The sequence below is a fragment of the Allochromatium vinosum DSM 180 genome, assembly GCF_000025485.1.
GTDB lineage: Bacteria > Pseudomonadota > Gammaproteobacteria > Chromatiales > Chromatiaceae > Thermochromatium > Thermochromatium vinosum.
The window spans coordinates 236233-253646 of sequence record NC_013851.1; the positions used below are offsets into that span (position 1 = coordinate 236233).

Here is a 17414-nt window from a genome sequence, read left to right on the forward strand (position 1 = left end):
GTATGACGACGATCGATACACTGATCCATCTGGGTGCCGGCCCCTGTCGTGAGCTCGACGCGCACCTCGCCTTGCAACCCGAGCGCCTGATCCTGGTCGAGGCCGATCCGTCGCTCGCCGAAGCACTGAGTGCTCGAGTCCAAGGGCTCGAGTCCGTGGATGTCCGTCACCTTGCTGTGGCATCCAAGCCCGGTGAGGTGACCTTCCATCGCTACAATCTGCCCGATGCCGGTAGTCTTCACCCGGCAACGGGCCTGAAAGCGCTGTTTCCAGGTCTGAAGCGGCTGCAAACCCTGACGATGGAGGCCGTGGGAATCGGTGATCTGATCGATTCGTTCCAGCTGGAGTCCGATGCCGTCCATCGGCTCATCGTTGATCTGCCGGGGGAAGAGTTCCCTTGCCTTCGAGCCTTGTATGATGGCGGTCAGCTCCATCGGTTTCAGTGGCTATCGATGTACTGTGGTCACGAACCGCTCTATGAGCATGGTCTGGCTGCGGGAGCGATCCTGGACTGGCTGAGTGAACAGGGGTTCGACCTCGTCGAGTGCGACGAGACTCAAGACCCGGACCGCCCGTGCTGGATACTCAAGCGCAATCCACTCAAGCTCGAATGCCTGACACTGCAATCACAGATTCAGCAGTTTCTCGCAGACAAAAGCGCACTCACCAAGGACAAGGCGGCGCTCAGTGCCGCGCGCGACGAGCAGGCCAAGCTGGCCGCCGAGCGCCAGCAGCAGATCGAGGCGCTGAACGCTGAAAAAGCCGCGCTCGCCAAGGACAAGGCGGCGCTCGCTGCCGCACGCGACGAGCAGGCCAAGCTGGCTCAGGCCCGACAAGTCGAGATCGATAACCTCAAGTCCCGACTGCAGGAGCAGCAAAAACGCGTGACTGAGCTTGACTCTCAACTCACCGAGCGCGATCAGCGTCAGACGCTCCTGGATGAGGAGCTACACAAAGCCGAGGGGCAGATCGAGCTCATCAAGGACTTGCTGCTACGCAACGAACTTGGTCAGTGATTATTCAAAATTGGCATGTACTCAGTCACGACCGCTACGTCGACCACGCCGAACGGGCGCGCTATCTGTGTTGCCGCACGACACTGGACAGCCTGTCGGTTGGCTTGGCCAACTGGACGGTGTCTTGCTATCATCCGCCCGTTCGATCACACGCCGGGAATACTCAAGGAACGTGGATCCAGTGAGTCAGCGTAGTCGTCAGAAAAACCGTAACAAGGCTCGTCGGTCGGCCGCGCGCGCGTATTCCGGCGTGGCGTCGATGTCTCCTGTGGAGACGTCTGATTCGGTGTCGATGGTCTCCACTTCGCTTCCGGCGCCCGCTTCCACCGCACTGAGTCAGTCGCCGCCGCCCGCCGCTCATGCCGGCGACTTGCTACCGCGCGATGAGCAGTTGTTCGATCGCGTGCTCACCCAGTGGCAGTTCGGCGACTGGAACCGGCTCGCCACGCTCGACCCTGAGGGCTTCGCCCATCATCCGCGTCGCGCTCGGCTGGCGCTGTTGGCCGCTGCGGGTCATCAGCAACTCGGACATCAGGATGAGACGCGCCGTCTGGTGCATCTGGCGTATGAGTGGGGCTGTGATCGTACCCTGATCAAGCGGGTGCTGATCTCGGGGGTCTATAACACGCTCGGGCGTGTCAATGCGCTCGCAGGCCGACAAAGTCACGCCCGCGAGCGTCTTGAAACCGCGTTGGCCGTGGGGGCGCCGGGGCAGGATCTTGGGTTGCTGATGCCGGTGCGGGTTCGGCAGCAATTCGACGACACTGGTCTGCCCGCTCACACCATCGCGACGCCGAGGGCATTGGGTCAAACGACTGATTCCAAGGCCGACCAGGCCACGCTGGAGGCGGCCAAGGTGGCCTGGATGCTCGGCGACTGGAATACACTCACGACATTCGACAAAGCCGACCTCGTGCAGCATCCTGCGCGCGCTGAGCTGGCTCGCCTCATCGCGGCCGGCTATCAACAGGTTGGCGATATGGCGGCGGCTGACCGCTGTACTCAGCTCGCGCTTGCCTGGGGCGAAGATCGCCGGCTGATGCGCGCGACCCTCACCTCCGGTGCCTTCAATCTGCTCGGGCGCGCCTGTGCCGCGTCTTTGCGCTATGGTGCGGCTCAGGCCAACTTCGCGCGCGCCTTGCAGATCATGCAGGTCCGAGACGATGTCAACCACAGCCGGCTCAAGGCCCGTATCGAACACCAGGTCGCGATGATCCCCGGTCTCGATCTCGCTGAGACCGTCGCCGCCATCCTCGGTGCCGAACCAGAGACCGCTGACGGCACCGCTGAGTTGGCGGCCTCATAGGGACACCTGAAATTTTCAAAAGGGCTTACTGGACATGCTTCATCTCAAGAATAAATCCATCCTCGTCACCGGCTGCTGCGGGACGGTCGGTGGCGAGCTGGTGCGCCAGCTGCTCGAAGACTACGGCGTTGACGAGCTCATCGGCATCGACAACAACGAGTCCGAGCTGTTTTTTCAGCAGCAGCGTTATCAGCACTATGCGAACGCCAATTTCTTTCTCGCCAGCATCCGCGATCGCAGCAAACTGGTGCGTCTGTTCAAGGGGGTGGACATCGTCTTCCATGCGGCGGCCTTCAAGCATGTCGTACTCTGCGAGCGGGCGCCCTTCGATGCGGTGCAAACCAACATCAATGGGGTGCAGAACGTCATTGAGGCAGCGCTGGAGGCCAGAGTCGGGCGGGTGATCTTCACCAGTTCCGACAAGGCGGTGAATCCGACCAATGTCATGGGCACCTCCAAGCTCATGGGCGAGCGGCTCATGACGGCCGCCAACAATTGTCAGCGCGGCTGCGACACCATTTTCGCGTCTACCCGTTTCGGCAATGTGCTTGGCTCGCGCGGTTCAGTCATTCCGATCTTCCGTGAGCAGATCCGCCAGGGCGGTCCTGTCACCCTGACCGATCCGGAGATGACGCGTTTCATCATGAGCATTCGCGAGGCGACGCGCCTGGTCATCGACTCCAGCGCGCTGGCCTGTGGTGGTGAGGTGTTCGTCACCAAGATGCCTGTCATCCGCATTCAGGATCTAGCCGAGGTGATGATTCGCCAACTGGCGCCGGTTTATGGCATCGCATTCTACACATCTCTGTAAGTCGTTGAATTTCATAAAACACAGCCTGGAGCGTGCTCTATAAAAAATCAGTGACTTACAGACTTGCGTGTAATGCGATGGGTTTATGGTCATCGCGCCGAGGACATCGAGATCCGAGTCATCGGTTCCAAGGCGGGTGAAAAGCTCTACGAGGAGCTGATGAATGGTGAGGAGACCCGCCGCACCTATGAGCTGCCGACCTATTTCGCTGTGCTGCCGGCGTTGCGTCACATCTCGCGCGAAATCGAATACAGCTATCCCGAGATCCTGTCCAAGGCGGTCGACAATCCCTACCACTCGGGTAACGAACCCTGTCTGTCGCAGGAGCAACTCAGCGAGTTCCTGCAGCAAAACAACCTGTTGCATGAAGACGATCCGCCGCCGGTGCCAACCCAGCGCATTTGGCCAGGTTGAACACGCAAATCTTTCGGCGAACTCAAGCGAGTACAGACATGTCACACATCCTCATTCTTGGCGGTGATGGTTATCTCGGCTGGCCTACGGCCATGTATTTTTCCGCGCGCGGCTATGCCGTCACTGTGGTCGACAACTATTTCCGCCGCAATGCCTGTACAGAACTCGATGTCGGGATGCTCTATCCGCTGCCGAGTCTGTCTGAGCGGGCGCGTATTTGGCACGAAAAGACCGGCTATGAGATCAAGGTCGTCATCGGTGATCTGACCGATCCCGAGGTGATGCGTGGTCTGTTCGATGGGCGGGTCAAGTATCAATGGGCGGTTGATCCGACATTCAGCGGGATTCCGGAGACCGTGGTTCACTATGCCGAACAGCCCTCGGCGCCCTATTCGCTGATCGATTACCGCTACGCGAATATCACGGTTTCGAACAATCTGCTCGTCACCAATAATCTCATGTTTGCGGTTCGGGATTTTGCACCTGAGACGCACATGATCAAGCTCGGTACCATGGGCGAATACGGTACGCCCAACATCGATATCGAAGAAGGGTGGATTGAGATTGAGCACAAGGGGCGTAAAGGAACGTTTCTGTTTCCGCGTCAGGCGTCCTCGCTCTATCACACCACCAAGATCATGGATACCGACCTATTCTGGTTCGGTGTGCGCATGTGGAACCTCAAGGTCACGGATTTGATGCAGGGACCGGTGTATGGGTTGGAAACAGATGAGTCGGCTGTCGATGATCGGCTCAAGACGTTGTTCAACTATGACGAGGTCTTCGGCACCATCGTCAATCGTTTTATCGTTCAGGCAGTTGTGGGTTATCCGCTGACGGTTTACGGTAAGGGGGGGCAGACACGCGGTTATCTCAATCTCAAGGATACGTTGCAATGCGTGCATATGTCTGAGAAGACGCCGGCCAAGGCGGGTGAGCTGCGTATCTTCAATCAGATCATGGAAACCTTCAGCGTCAATGAGCTAGCGGAGTTGACTCAGCGGGTCGGTCGTAAGCTGGGTTATGATGTCACGATCAAGAATATCGAGAATCCGCGCAAAGAGGCCGAGGAGCACTATTACAACCCGACCTATCAGGGGTTGATCGATCTTGGCGTAGAACCGCACTATTTGACCGAAGAGGTCATGGAAAGCATGTTTCGGGTGGTGGCAGGCTATAAAGATAACATCCGTCAGGATGTGATCTTCCGTGGTGTGAAGTGGTGAGGGCAGCAGAATTTTAACCCATCTCATTACACACTAATCTGCAAGTCGCTGATTTTTTATAGAGCACGTTCCAGTCTGTGTTTTATAAAATTCAACGACTTACAGAGGTGTATAGCATGCGATCATGCTAACCCTGCGTGCCACACTTGAGCCCAATGGGCGCATCATATTGCATCCAGCGGTTCAACATGAACAGCCGATTTCTGTGTTGGTGACTTTTTGAAAGAGCCTATCGTGGCTCAAGCTGTGAAAAGCGCGTCAGCAACTTTAATACTATTAAAGTCACCGGCATTTCAGTTACTTTCGATGGAAACTAGGTTTTAGTAATGCGTATATGCTTTTTTACTGCAAACCCATTTGGAATGTTTGGTACAACAGGAACATTTAAACTAATCGAGGAGGCATCAGTTGTCTGCGATACATACACTTTTTCTCGAGAGCCTATGCCGGGCAACACAATATATGAAGCGCCGGAAACTCTTAGTATAGAGTTATATGACTACCTAGCAAAACGACATTATCCGAAAATAATAGAAAAAGTTAAGGCTTTTAATCCTTGTGTGCTTTATATTTTTAACTACTCCGAATGGCCTGAACTCGCTGCGGCGCTAAAAAGCCAGTTTCCAAAAATTCCGATCTTTCTTGACCTTCAAACTCCACTCCTAGCGCAGGGCGACAAACGAGAAGATATTCGCAGTCGCGGAGAGCGTGCGCAATGCTATATAACAAAAGTATTTACTTATTCAAAATCGAATATCGAAACCTGGATTAAAAACCCAGCTGTTTTGTATCATGAATATCCTCTTGGTGTAGATTGCGCCTCCGTCCCACCGTATAGAAGGAAAGCGCTAAAAAATCATCAAGGTCCATACCATGCTATTTATTTTGGTTCGTTAAACCCGCTGCGAGAAATCGATAAATTTGTTTTTCTCTTACAGAAGTCGCTTGGAGCGCTTGAAAAGCAAGTCACTCTTGACCTCTATGGGGATAAAGTTAGTGATCAGTACAGAGAAAAAATACTTTTGCATGAGGATTCCTGGCTGCGATTAAATCTGCGGCCAGCGATATCTCAAAAGGAGCTTTTTCAAAAATTTTCTGATTACGATTTTGGAATCGCTTGGGTTCCTAATACTCAATATACAGATTCGCCGTCACTTAAACTTATTGAGATGATGGCATCAGGTATGCCAGTCATTGCGAGCAATACTAATGCTCATCGATTATGTATAGAAGGCTGCGAACAGATCCCACTTTTTGACGAAACAGAATTCTCCTTAACGGAGGCTCTCAGCAAGTTATTAACGCATTTAGCGTCCCATAACCCCACAATTAATATCAATGCCTCAAAGAGGTATTCTTTTACGAAAATATTCGCCGATCACCTGTTGCCGATCATGGCTGCAGAGCTTGCTACCTTGGGCGGTAAAAGAGGCACAGAGTCCAGTAATCTACTGCAAGCCACCCCGTTAGATGAAAGTCTCACTAACTTAAGCTTCGACAAATCAAATTGTCCAGATTTTATAACGTATGCACTAATATCATCTTTTTACATAAACGGGCAACAGCCTCTCACGGAATACCTAAGAAAAATTTGTGAATACCGAAGTCAAAGCGAGTGCATTCAGTTACAAAAATATGTAGTCACGAATCATCCGAAGCAACTAGTAGGCATCCTTAATAAAAAGGATATATGTCTCACGCGGCCTATAGTTCTAGCGAAGACACTGGATAAAATAAAACAAACAAATCTCAAGGAATTATTTGATTTCTTGTCATGTAGATTCATAATAATTGACCCAGAACTTTTGCTAAGCCAACTTCGGCTAGACGAGGTTATGTCGATATTCAGTGACACAGCAGTACTCAATGTGATCTTAGGTAGGCATGTAGTAGCTTCGATTATTGATGCTAAGGTGCTGCAGAATACAAAAGATTGTAAAAAAGCTACGATTCAAGACTATTGCGATGATGCACTGAAAGCGAAAAGCATAGATTTTAAAGTGCTTCACCAACTGACTCAGAAAAATGAAAAAAATTGTACTAAAAAACTGTCGCAAATATACTGCCGACATAAATATCAGAGTTATAAGACTGGCCTTTCGCTAAAATAGCCGCTTACACTTACAATATGAACATCATTATAATTTGCCGTACTGTATCTCTTGGAATGGGAGGTATGGAGCGAACAGCCTGCAACGTAGCCAATTTTCTAGCGTCTAATAGTCATGACGTTTTTCTCTTTTATGAACGACTTGGGGCGGGCGAACCTGCATATAGCGTCCTGCCTTCTGTAACGCTAATGGGATATGATAGATCCCGATCGTGGGATTTCATTAAAGACTACATCCTATCAATTTCGCCTGACGTATGTATTGTTTTTAGTGCGAGTTCTGATGTTATTAAATTAACGTCGTATCTTTACGATACGGGAATTCCTGTTGTGATGCATGAAGGCAGTAACCCACAACGAATCATAGATAATAATTGGTCGAAACCCAGGAAAGTTTCTTTAGATGTAGCAAGTCATGAACGTAATTGTATCTTGTCTGCCGCGTCTATTATTCGGTTCACATTGCCAGATTATATTAATAGTATCCCAGCAGTCCTTAGGAGTCAGGCTGTTAGCTTTCCTAACGCGTTTAAATTGGCGCCAGAATGTGATACTAGCCAAGAGCGATATAAAAGGAATAAATTGATCAACATTGGGGGGCTAAAAAGAAACAAAAACCTCCACTTACTATTAGATGCCCTCAGTCAAATAAAGTGTTCGATAAGTTTTGACTTATCAATTTACGGCCCCTCGTTCGATAAAAGCTATGAACAAGAAATAAGAGAAAAAATTAACTCATCTGGTTTGGCCAACAAAGTTTACCTTTTTCCAGAAGTGCGGAATATAGAAGAGAAATATCAAGAATCTAGTTTGCACATTATCACCTCGGAAGAAGAAGGCTTCAGCAGTTCTGTTGTCGAAGCTATGTGCGCGGGAGTTTCATCAATAGGCCTGTCCACTTGCAATGGTGTCTACCAACTAATTGAAGACAATAAAAACGGGATGCTTGTTAAAAGCACGTCGAATGTTAAGCGTGTATTGGAGCTTGCTGAAATAATAGAAAAATCTCTTAAAGACAGTGATTTTGTGCGCAATCTTGGTCTTAATGCACTAGATTCTGCCAAAAAATTTGATCCGAAACTGGTTTATCCTAGGTGGGCCGAATTAGTCGCTTCTGCCCAAAAATACGCTCAAAATGACATGCTATTTAACCAGCAATGTGAGGTTCACAAATCTGACGCTATACGCTTTAGGGATGGATTGAGGAAACTATACATTGATACAGGGCTAATTGACAAAAAATTCTATACTTTTCTGGAAGCAAGTGAAGGCAAGCTTTCGAGGAAAATTCCTGGTAATAAGCATAAGTACGACATTGCTATTATAGGAGCAGGAGATCTTGGAAAAATTGGGGGTATTGAAGTTTCATACAAGCATCTTTTTAAAGGCCTATTTGAGCACGGGCTCAAAGTAAAGTTTTTTGGATACAAGTCACAAAACAAAGACTTTAATCCCGACGCAGATCTTAACTGGGTTCCGCCTACATTTGATCTTGAATTTTTTGATAGGGGCCAGTCATTGGAGCATTTTCGTTTAATAAAAGGAATGATTGCACGGGATAATCCAAAATTAGTCGTAATAGTACACAGCTCAAGGATTGCGCAGTTTTTTGCAGCTGCATGTTTTGATTTGGGTATACCTTATATTTTCTCTATGCGCGGTTCGAGTGAATATTGTCTCAGATACATTTGGCCTTGCTTGAAATCTCTACTAAGTACTGCTGAATTATCAGTACGAACACATGTGTTAATGCCCTCCTATGCTGATCTGTTTACGCTTAACGGAGTGAAAAATATTACTGTTATACCAAGCCCTGTTCCAGATGGAAAATTTGCAGTTAACCAAAAACTCTCAAGAGATGACGGCACTTTTAGAGGCTGTCTAAAAACTAAGAAATTGATTTTTATGTATATTTTTTGGAAAATATGGCAAGGTTCACGAGTCAATTAACTTCACTCATGTCGTGAATATGACTTCAAAAAAAGAATCTTCGCAAAAATACCCAAGCGATATCTCCGATGAAGAATGGGAGATTGTTGAAAGCATTTTCGAAGAACTTGAGCCTTATACAACAGGCCGACCAAGATCAAGTGATCTACGTGAAATCTTGAACGCTATTTTTTATTTAAACAAAACAGGTTGTCCGTGGCGTTATTTGCCAAATGATTTTCCATCCTACAAACTGGTTAACTATTACTACAATAAGTGGACAGATAACAAATTGCTTGAAAATCTTAATACCGCTTTACGCGAGCAATTACGCGAAAAAAAAAGACCGAAAACCAGATCCAACAGGCGCGATCATCGACAGCCAAAGTGTCAAGGGAACCCCTGAGTCTAGACGGGCCTCTGGGTTCGATGGCGGTAAGTTAGTCAAAGGTCGCAAGCGGCATATCGTTGTAGATACAATGGGTTGCGTGCTTGTCGTGTGGGTGCATGCCGCCAACATGTTTGATGGCACAGCTGCACGCGAAGTGATCGCACGCTTATTTCTACTCATCCAATCCGTCAAAATTATTTGGGCGGATGGAGCCTACGCCGGGGCAGAGCTGATTGAGTGGGTATTTAAGCAGTTTGCCTGTACGCTCACTATTGTTAAGAAGCAGACCGGTCGCCAAGGTTTTCATGTCTTGCCACGTCGTTGGGTCGTTGAAAGAACATTCGCTTGGCTTGGTCGTTCGCGTCGATTGAGTAAAGATTACGAGCGTAAGCCAACCTCAAGTGAGTCTCAAGTTTACTTGGCGTCTAGTCGGTTGTTGCTTCGCCAAATTTGCAATAATCAAATTCACTATAAATTGGCTACTAGCTAGAAAAGACTGTTTTTCCAGTTTCTAGACAGCCTCTTAGAATCATCTACTCTGGGCGCTTTTCATTTGAGAAACGTGTCGATCTTTTAATTGAAGCGTTTGCTAAAATCCATAGTAAGTACCCTTTATGGACTTTAACACTTTTTGGGGAGGGTCCGCTAGAGTCCTATCTGAAAAGTGCAATCGAATCCTTCAACATAAAAGAAAAGGTATCAATTCTTCGTGAAAGTTCAGTCGAGGGCATGTATCGCCGTTATTTGGAACATCATGTTATAGTGCTAACTTCAAAATATGAAGGATGTCCATTGTCAATTAGGGAAGGTATGGCTAATGGCCTTGTCCCTGTTGCTTTCGATGATTGTTCCGGTATAAACGAAATTATAGTAAATAAAGAAAATGGCTTGCTAGCCGACGGAAGAGATCCAGTCGTTTCGCTAGCCGTTGCCCTTGAAGAAGTAATGTGCTCAGATACTTTAAGGACTCAACTGTCGTCAAAAGCTAAAGCTTCAATCAGTCGATTTGATCCAGATGTTATCAATAAAAAATGGATCGATATGGTTATGTCAGCCCTGAGACAAGTTGAAGTTTTTGATTATAATAACTGTTCTAATTCATCTTTAAGGCACTTTAGAAAATATCTTTATGCATTAAAATACCAAGGTAAACACGCGTCTGACATACTGGAATTTTCAAATGAACCACTAACAAAACTTGAGCGGTTGTACTATGCATTACTGTCAGAATCTCCACTTTTTGATAACCGATTTTATTTAGAGACTTATTATCATGTCAAGGAGAAGGGAGAAGACCCACTTCTTCATTACATTAACGAAGGATGGTTGCTAGGGTATAATCCGTCGGAAAACTTTTGTACGGTTGATTATATTTCAAAATATCAACTACATGATCTTAATTACTGTCCTTTAGTGTATTTTTATCTCTTCGGTTGGTTAATTGGACACCACCCAATTCACACAGGCATTTCTAGAAGTCCTGCCTCTTTCACAACGGTTCCTTTGCGTAAAGAGTGGCAAAAAGATACTGATGCAGTTTTAAAGTGGATGCAAAATAATGAAGAATGGGAAATTTAATTTAATTGCTTGGTATCACGGAAATAGATCACAATTTGTTGCTCTTCTGCACTCGATTGTTAAAAATAACTTCTATTTGAATATAGAGGTAACTGTTGGTACGTCTCGCCCACGTGAGGCAGTTTATTTGATAAGACCTTTTTTGAAGTATTTTTTTATTCGCGTTGTCCGACTGAATCAAGGTGATAATTTTTTGGGAGTCGTTAATTCTGCGCAAAATACCTTATGTCAAAATATCTTAATATCTGCATATAATCCGATCTTTGAAAGAGATTTTTTGCCAGCGTTTATCGATCAGCTTCACAAAGAAATTCAAAAACCTCTGGGTCGGATTAGGACGTTAAGTGGAAATGGTGGAAAATTTTTACTATTGGATAATAGTATAAAAACGATACCCCTAAGCACTAATGAAATTAACTTTATTAGCTCGTTTGTTTGTGGTGCCAGTGATAATAAACATTATCTTAACCAAAGATCGGCACAAAACGCTAAACATGCAAACTTTCAGCTTAACATTTTATTTGTTGGCCCTTGGGCTTTTTCCCTAGATACTGGATTGAAGAACATAGATCTTATATATCCGTCTTTGTTAACAGCGTTAAAAGGGTGTAAATTTCACATATTGCATGGCGCACCAAAAAGACCTGAATTCACGAATAGTCTTCTTAATTGTTATGATGTTACTTTTCATTCTGTCTGCGATAACACAATTAAAGCTTGGATGGCTAAGTGTATTGAGATCGGAAAGCAATACAATATAGACATATTTACAAATGTATTTTATGGTTTTTATTTCGGATATTTTGCTGCAAAAACTGCAAATATTCTTGGGAAAAAATCAGTGGTGAGGTTCCCCGCGAACGAAATTGCTGTCAGAGTTCTGCAAGGGGTATATGACGATATTGATGGTGATACTCGAAAAGCGCTTGATCTTAGGCAGGAACGTGCTGCTGTCCAATTGGCCGACAAGGTAATAGCTGTATCTCCGATTGAACAACAACGTTTAAAACAGTTATCTAATGATCGCGGCAAAGTTTTCTGGTGTATGCGCGGAGTTGATCTTAATCTTTATCGTCCAGAGGAAAAACGTAAACAACGGGTAGCAAATAATTTTTTGTTTGCTGGCAGGAGTGCGAAAGTTAAAGGTCATGAACTAATTGAAGGTGCGGCGCAGATTATTGAAAATTACGATCCAGATATTCGCTTTTACTTTGCTGGACAGTTTGAAAAAAAGGTTGAGGGTAATCGAGTCTATCTTGGTTATTTGAGGCACGACGAGTTACGCCTAACCTATGGTCTTATGGATGGGTTAATTTTACCTTCTGCGTGTGAGGGTTTTGCGAACGTTGTTGTGGAAGCTTGTGCTTGCGGGCTTCCCTGTTTAATAAGTCAGGAAATAAGTAACGCGCTTTTTCAACACGGGAAAAATGTTCTTATTTTCAAGCGCACTGCTAATGATATAACTGAAAAAGTTCTAAGCATTAAGAATGACCAGCAACTTTTCTTGCGTTTGCAGCGCAAGTCTCGTGAGCTCGCAGAAAAAACATTCGACAGTAGCTACTGGGGTGAAGAATATCGAAGTATAGTACTTGGAGAAAGATGCACCTAAAAATAACAACGCAGTCAGCGCTCAGGCTAAGTAATTGATTTTTTGCTCTTATGGTGAGTCGCCCCCCCGCAGTGTCAGAATAAGTGTTACCTGCCCCAGCTGGTTTTCTTAACTCCTCGTGGAGGCGAGAACTCTCAGATTCTGGTTCAGTGACACTCGCTGTGCTAAACAATATGGAAACACTCCGCTCGCTAGAGCGACCTACGGGCCATAGAGACCCGATCTAGGCATGTTGCCCAACCTTAGTGCCAACCTGAACCTTAGCCTTTTTCTAAATGCATTAACTCCGATGCAGGTGACAATTCCCCCGATAACTACCGGCACCTAACACCATCAACTATTTCAAATTTTTGTCTATGAACAACAAAGTGCTCATCACCGGCGGTTGCGGCTTTATCGGCACCTCGCTGATCCATAAACTGCTGGCGCGATATCCCACCGCTCACATTCGCATCGTGGATAACTTCGTCACTGGCTCGCCGGCGGATCTCGCGGAGGTATGCGTGTTTCAGTCCACGCAAGCGGCGGACCTAGCACAGGCGACGCTGACAGCGGGCGTTTTCTTACTGGAAGGCGACATTCGTGACGCGGATTTTCTGTTGCAATGTGCGCAGGGCGTAGACTGCATCGTGCATCTTGCTGCCAATACGGGGGTCGGTCCTTCGGTGGAAGACCCGCGCCTAGACATGGACTGCAACGTGGTCGGCACCTTCAACGCCCTGGAAGCAGCACGCCTGAATGGCGTCAAGCGCTTTATTTTCGCCTCCTCCGGCGCGCCAGCGGGCGAAGTCGAGCCGCCGATTCATGAGGAATTGCCCCCGCATCCGGTTTCGCCCTATGGGGCGAGCAAGTTGGCGGGCGAAGGCTACTGTTCGGCCTATTACCGCACCTTCGGCATCGAGACGATCTGTCTGCGGTTTGGCAATGTGTATGGGCCGCGCTCCAAAAAGAAATCGAGCGTGGTCGCAAAGTTCATTCGGCAGGCGTTGCAGGGCGAGCCGTGCATTATCTATGGCGATGGCACCCAAACGCGCGATTTTCTCTACATTGATGATTTGGTGCGCGCCGTGATGCTAGCAATGGAGCAGCCGGTCGGCGGGGAGACTTTCCAGATTGCCACGGGCATGGAGCGCACGGTCGGCGAGGTGGCGACCCTGCTAGCCAAGGCGCTTGAGAAACGCGGTACTCACATGGACATTCAGCATGACTCACCACGTTTGGGCGATGTGAGGCGAAATTTCTCTGATACCAGCAAAGCGGCGCGGCTACTAGAGTGGCGGACCGAAGTGGAAGTCCCGGAAGGGATTGAGCGGACCTTGGATTGGTTTTTTGAGCAGGCGTAACCCTTGATTCATCGACAGATGAATTGCTGCTTTCAATGGCTTAACTGGGAGTCATGTTATTCATGGCCAATTTCCCGCCTTTGAAAAAAATTGTTGTTGTGTTCGGTTCAGGAAGATCGGGGACTTCCCTGCTGACGCAACTGCTCGCTACCATGGGATTATCTATTTCAGAAAATCTGTTGGGTGGTCATGTTGAAAATCCCGATGGTTTTTTCGAAGATATTGATTTGTTGGAGCTGAATAAAAATATAATCGCGGAGCTTGGGTTTTCTCCTTTTTTACCCTTTCCCGCAGATTGGTTGGAGCATAATGCGGCCACTCAATTCGTCAAGCCTGCACGGGACTTGTTAGAAAAAAAAGTCACTGCATCAAAGAACACCCTTGTCGTTAAGGATCCGCGATTCAGTGTTTTGCTACCTTTTTGGGCAAAAATATTTAAATTATTGAATATTTTTCCCATTTATATCTTGTCTGTGCGCCATCCATCAGCCACGGCAAATTCTTTGGTTAAGCAGGCACCAAATGCGATTTTTCCGGCACTCGCGGAACTGATCTGGTTGTCGCGAACATGTGATGCGCTTTGGCATGTTTCTGGAAACTGCTTTATTGCGCATTACGAGGAAATTCTTGAGCAAACAGAACAGTTCTGTACTGCTATTGCGCACTATTTGGAAGATTTTGGTATTGAGGACATCACAGCGCATGGTCTTAGCGACTCTAAAGTTGTTAAGGAGCGACTAAATCGTTCCAGTGCTTTGCGAAATGAAGCAGTCAATCCTCTTGTTAGTGTGCTTTACAGTCAGTTGTTGAAAAGCCGTCACGGTGATTTTGACAAAAAAGCATTAATGTCTAAGGTGTCAGAATGTCGCCGAGCAATGGAGGGATTTAAGGGGTGGTACTTAGCGGCGCAACAAGCACAAAAAAAACTCGGCGACTCTGAAATTCGCCTGGCCGACTTGAAAAGTGAAGTCGCTAAAATGCGCAAAGACCAGTTTGCAATGCAACAGCAACTTAAAGCAGTACAGAAGGAAAATCAAAGGTTGGAAGTGATGGTTGCTGAGGTTGATAAATTGTCGGGCGCGCTGGCTGGTTTAAGTGAATATCCATGACTAGCAAACCACCTCAAGTCCACCTTGTGAGGTGGCCTGATGAAAACGGACACTTCTGCTTAGTAGAGTCTACTGAGCGAGGCGCAAGATGAGGAGCCAGATTTATTCAGCGAAGTTTCGGGCCAAGACCATCAAGCTGGTCCTTGCGCAGGGGTTATCGTAGGAGGTTATAAGGGTACGCTTGGCAATTACCGTCCCGCTCTGGCACAGATGATTTCGTTTAGTCCTATCAAAAAACGCCGGCGATTTTAGGGGCCATAATTCAAAATGAATTGAGTTTTTTTACCCGATAGTTTTTATTTTTGCGGTGAAATCTAGGTCCTGTTCACAGTAACCAGATATAGGCGCATGCGAGATGCAAGAAGGCGTTGTATCGATTCGCGAGCTTGTCGTAACGGGTGGCCACGCGACGGAATTGCTTGAGGCGATTGAAGAACCGCTCCACGAGGTTGCGCGCCTTGTAGCGGTGCCAGTCGACCTTGCGCTTCGTGTGCCGGTGGCGGCGAGGCGGAATGATGGCTTGTGCGCCCGTCGCTTCGATGGCCGCCACCAGCGCGTCGCTGTCGTAGCCCTTGTCGGCGATGACCGCCTCGGTCACGAACCCCTCGATCAGCGCGGCGCCTTGGGTGATGTCGGCCTCTTGGCCCGCTGTCACGATCAGACGGACAGGATTACCCAAGGCATCCACGCCGGCATGGACCTTGGTGGTCAGGCCCCCGCGCGAGCGACCGATCGCCTGATCGCCACCGTTTTTTTGGGTGCACCGGCCGCGTGCTGGTGCGCGCGGACAATCGTGGCATCGATGAAGAGTTCCTCCATATCCGCCTCCCCTTGCAAAGCCTCAGCGACCCGATGCCACACGCCGTACGTCTCCCAGCGGGCGAACCGGACATACACCGAGTGCCAGTTGCCCAACTCCTTGGGCAAGTCCCGCCAGGGACAACCTGTCCGCGCTATGTACAGCACAGCCTCGACAAACCGACGGTTATCCACGGCTCGACCGCCCTTGTCAGTCGGTTTCCCAGGCAGAAAATCGGCAATCCGAGACCACTGTTCATCACTCAGCATCCGTCGATCCATGTGCAACATCCAAATTCCAAGATGTAAACACAAATCAAATACTGTGAACAGACCCTAGTTACGATGATTCAACGAGGTTGATTTGGCTGAAGCTAAACGCAATCAGCGTCTATTGAAAGATTTCGCGGAAGCTCAGCGTCTCTACCGCGACAGGCAGTTTTCTATAGCCCGAAAGCGATTAGCGGCATATCGCGCTGGAATCGATTACGAGTCGTTTCCGCGCCAGGACCGAAGGCCAGCGGAGCAGATCATCCATAGCTCAGTAGTACTGGTCAGCTACGGCAGCGGCCAGGGACTACTCGACTGCCTGTATAGCCTACGCAAGCAAATTGATCCGCATTTCGAAATCATCCTGGTCGACCAAGGCGGCAACGAGTCAGTGCATGCCGAGCTGGCCACTTGGCCACTCCTATGGGTTTGCCCCCCCATCAACTTGTTCCCATCCGAAGGCCGCAACCTAGGCGCCTACTTCGCCCGAGGTGAATTACTGATCTTCCTCGATGACGACGCCATTGCCCATGAGGACTTCACCGCCCAAGCCTGGTTCGGGATGCACCAAACCCAAGCGCTCGCCTTACGCGGCCGCATTCTGCCCCGCTCACCCGGCCAACCAACAACTGCCACTCCACCACACTACGACTTGGGCGATCACCTCTGCCTCGCCCCGGCGAATCTCGAAGGCAATCTCGTCGTGCGCCGCGCCGCCTTTCAAGTCGTGCGCGGTTTCGACCCCTTGATCTTCGGCCACGAAGGACGCGAACTGGGCTGGCGTCTGCATCAGGCACGCCGGCACGGAGCCTTTGCTGATACCCCTTGGCGCGGAATTTACTACTGGCCTATGCTCCAAATTCGCCATGACTTCGCTAACGGCGAACGGCTGGCAACGAAACGCGCCCGACATGCTCTGGGGCAGGCTTACCTTGATACCTTCGCCCCCGGTGCCTTCGATGCCCCCGAGCGCATGGACCCCGCTCTCGCCGAACTGACACCGGAAACACTCGCTAACCAGCTACCCGGCCCCGGTATAACCCTAATCCTGCGTGCTGGCACCGATCTCACCCAAACGCAACGACTGTTGACAAGTCTGATACAGCAGGCATTCCAGCGCCCGATCGAAGTCTTGATATCGGCCCCGAACGCCAAAGCCGCTGTAGCCATGATCCGCCCTTTTCTGGTAAGACTTACAATTCGTGTGCTCAGTCCCCGATACCTGCATTCCAGACAAAATCTGAGCGATCTCGTCGGGCTTGGGCGCTATGCCAGCATCGCACTCGTCGCCGAAACAGCCGTGTTTTCAAGCAATCCCTGGCCCACCATGCTGACAACCCTGGAACAGCAAGCCGTCGTCGCCGGCCCCGGCGAACTGGCCGAAACCCTGTTGCTCTGTCACCGCTGGACACTCGGACGCGGTTTCACCGAACCCCTGGATACGCCGCTCCCTCAATTGATCAAGCGCCTAACCATCGGGGGGTTAATAAATCGTGTTTAAGGC

The 17414-nt window shown here is 48.8% G+C and carries 13 protein-coding genes and 1 pseudogene; 13 read left to right on the plus strand and 1 reads right to left on the minus strand.

What is annotated here, in order from left to right:
* Positions 1-2: 2 nt before the first annotated feature.
* The 12 genes and pseudogenes from ALVIN_RS17430 to ALVIN_RS17440 all read left to right on the plus strand — a co-directional run bounded on the left by ALVIN_RS17430 (position 3) and on the right by ALVIN_RS17440 (position 14842).
* Entirely contained in the window at positions 3-1016 is a 1014-nt protein-coding gene (locus ALVIN_RS17430) for a class I SAM-dependent methyltransferase (protein ID WP_012969460.1), read from the plus strand.
* Positions 1017-1308: 292 nt separating this feature from the next.
* Positions 1309-2322: a hypothetical protein gene (locus ALVIN_RS01100; protein ID WP_012969461.1), complete on the plus strand. Its 1014-nt coding sequence runs from the start codon at positions 1309-1311 to the stop codon at positions 2320-2322.
* 34 nt (positions 2323-2356) lie between these two features.
* Positions 2357-3547, plus strand: a pseudogene (locus ALVIN_RS01105) (SDR family NAD(P)-dependent oxidoreductase).
* Positions 3548-3585: 38 nt separating this feature from the next.
* The gene (locus ALVIN_RS01115; protein ID WP_012969462.1) at positions 3586-4773 is read left to right on the plus strand and encodes an NAD-dependent epimerase/dehydratase family protein; all 1188 of its coding nucleotides are present in this window, start codon (positions 3586-3588) and stop codon (positions 4771-4773) included.
* A 443-nt stretch (positions 4774-5216) separates the two neighbouring features.
* Positions 5217-6884, plus strand: a complete 1668-nt coding sequence (locus ALVIN_RS17435) for a glycosyltransferase (RefSeq protein ID WP_190275513.1) — start codon at positions 5217-5219, stop codon at positions 6882-6884.
* Between the two features lie 65 nt (positions 6885-6949).
* Positions 6950-8833, plus strand: coding sequence for a glycosyltransferase (locus tag ALVIN_RS16815; protein ID WP_190275514.1), 1884 nt, complete (start codon positions 6950-6952; stop codon positions 8831-8833).
* Between the two features lie 19 nt (positions 8834-8852).
* Positions 8853-9218 carry a transposase gene (locus ALVIN_RS17880; RefSeq protein ID WP_223295282.1) on the plus strand — a complete coding sequence of 122 codons (366 nt, stop codon included), beginning with the start codon at positions 8853-8855 and terminating at the stop codon, positions 9216-9218.
* Positions 9109-9693 (plus strand): IS5 family transposase, encoded by a 585-nt coding sequence (locus ALVIN_RS16825; protein ID WP_223295226.1) that lies wholly within the window; start codon positions 9109-9111, stop codon positions 9691-9693. Before ALVIN_RS17880 ends, ALVIN_RS16825 begins: the two co-directional genes overlap by 110 nt.
* Positions 9694-9734: 41 nt before the next feature.
* Positions 9735-10781, plus strand: coding sequence for a glycosyltransferase (locus ALVIN_RS16830; protein WP_223295283.1), 1047 nt, complete (start codon positions 9735-9737; stop codon positions 10779-10781).
* The gene (locus tag ALVIN_RS16835) at positions 10762-12390 is read left to right on the plus strand and encodes a glycosyltransferase family 4 protein (RefSeq protein ID WP_012969465.1); all 1629 of its coding nucleotides are present in this window, start codon (positions 10762-10764) and stop codon (positions 12388-12390) included. Before ALVIN_RS16830 ends, ALVIN_RS16835 begins: the two co-directional genes overlap by 20 nt.
* 356 nt (positions 12391-12746) lie before the next feature.
* On the plus strand, positions 12747-13733 hold the full coding sequence (locus tag ALVIN_RS01120) for an NAD-dependent epimerase/dehydratase family protein (RefSeq protein ID WP_012969466.1): 987 nt from the start codon (positions 12747-12749) through the stop codon (positions 13731-13733).
* Positions 13734-13795: 62 nt separating this feature from the next.
* Positions 13796-14842 (plus strand): sulfotransferase family protein, encoded by a 1047-nt coding sequence (locus tag ALVIN_RS17440; protein ID WP_012969467.1) that lies wholly within the window; start codon positions 13796-13798, stop codon positions 14840-14842.
* A gap of 325 nt (positions 14843-15167) precedes the next feature.
* Here the strand turns inward: ALVIN_RS17440 and ALVIN_RS16840 are convergent.
* Positions 15168-15922 (minus strand): IS5 family transposase gene (locus ALVIN_RS16840; protein ID WP_148217425.1). Its coding sequence is split into 2 segments (ribosomal slippage): positions 15168-15592 and positions 15592-15922, totalling 756 coding nucleotides; the frame shifts between segments, so codons are not numbered across the junction.
* 82 nt (positions 15923-16004) lie between these two features.
* Between ALVIN_RS16840 and ALVIN_RS16405 the strand changes: the two genes are divergently transcribed.
* Positions 16005-17411, plus strand: a complete 1407-nt coding sequence (locus ALVIN_RS16405) for a glycosyltransferase family 2 protein (protein ID WP_012969470.1) — start codon at positions 16005-16007, stop codon at positions 17409-17411.
* Positions 17412-17414: the final 3 nt, after the last annotated feature.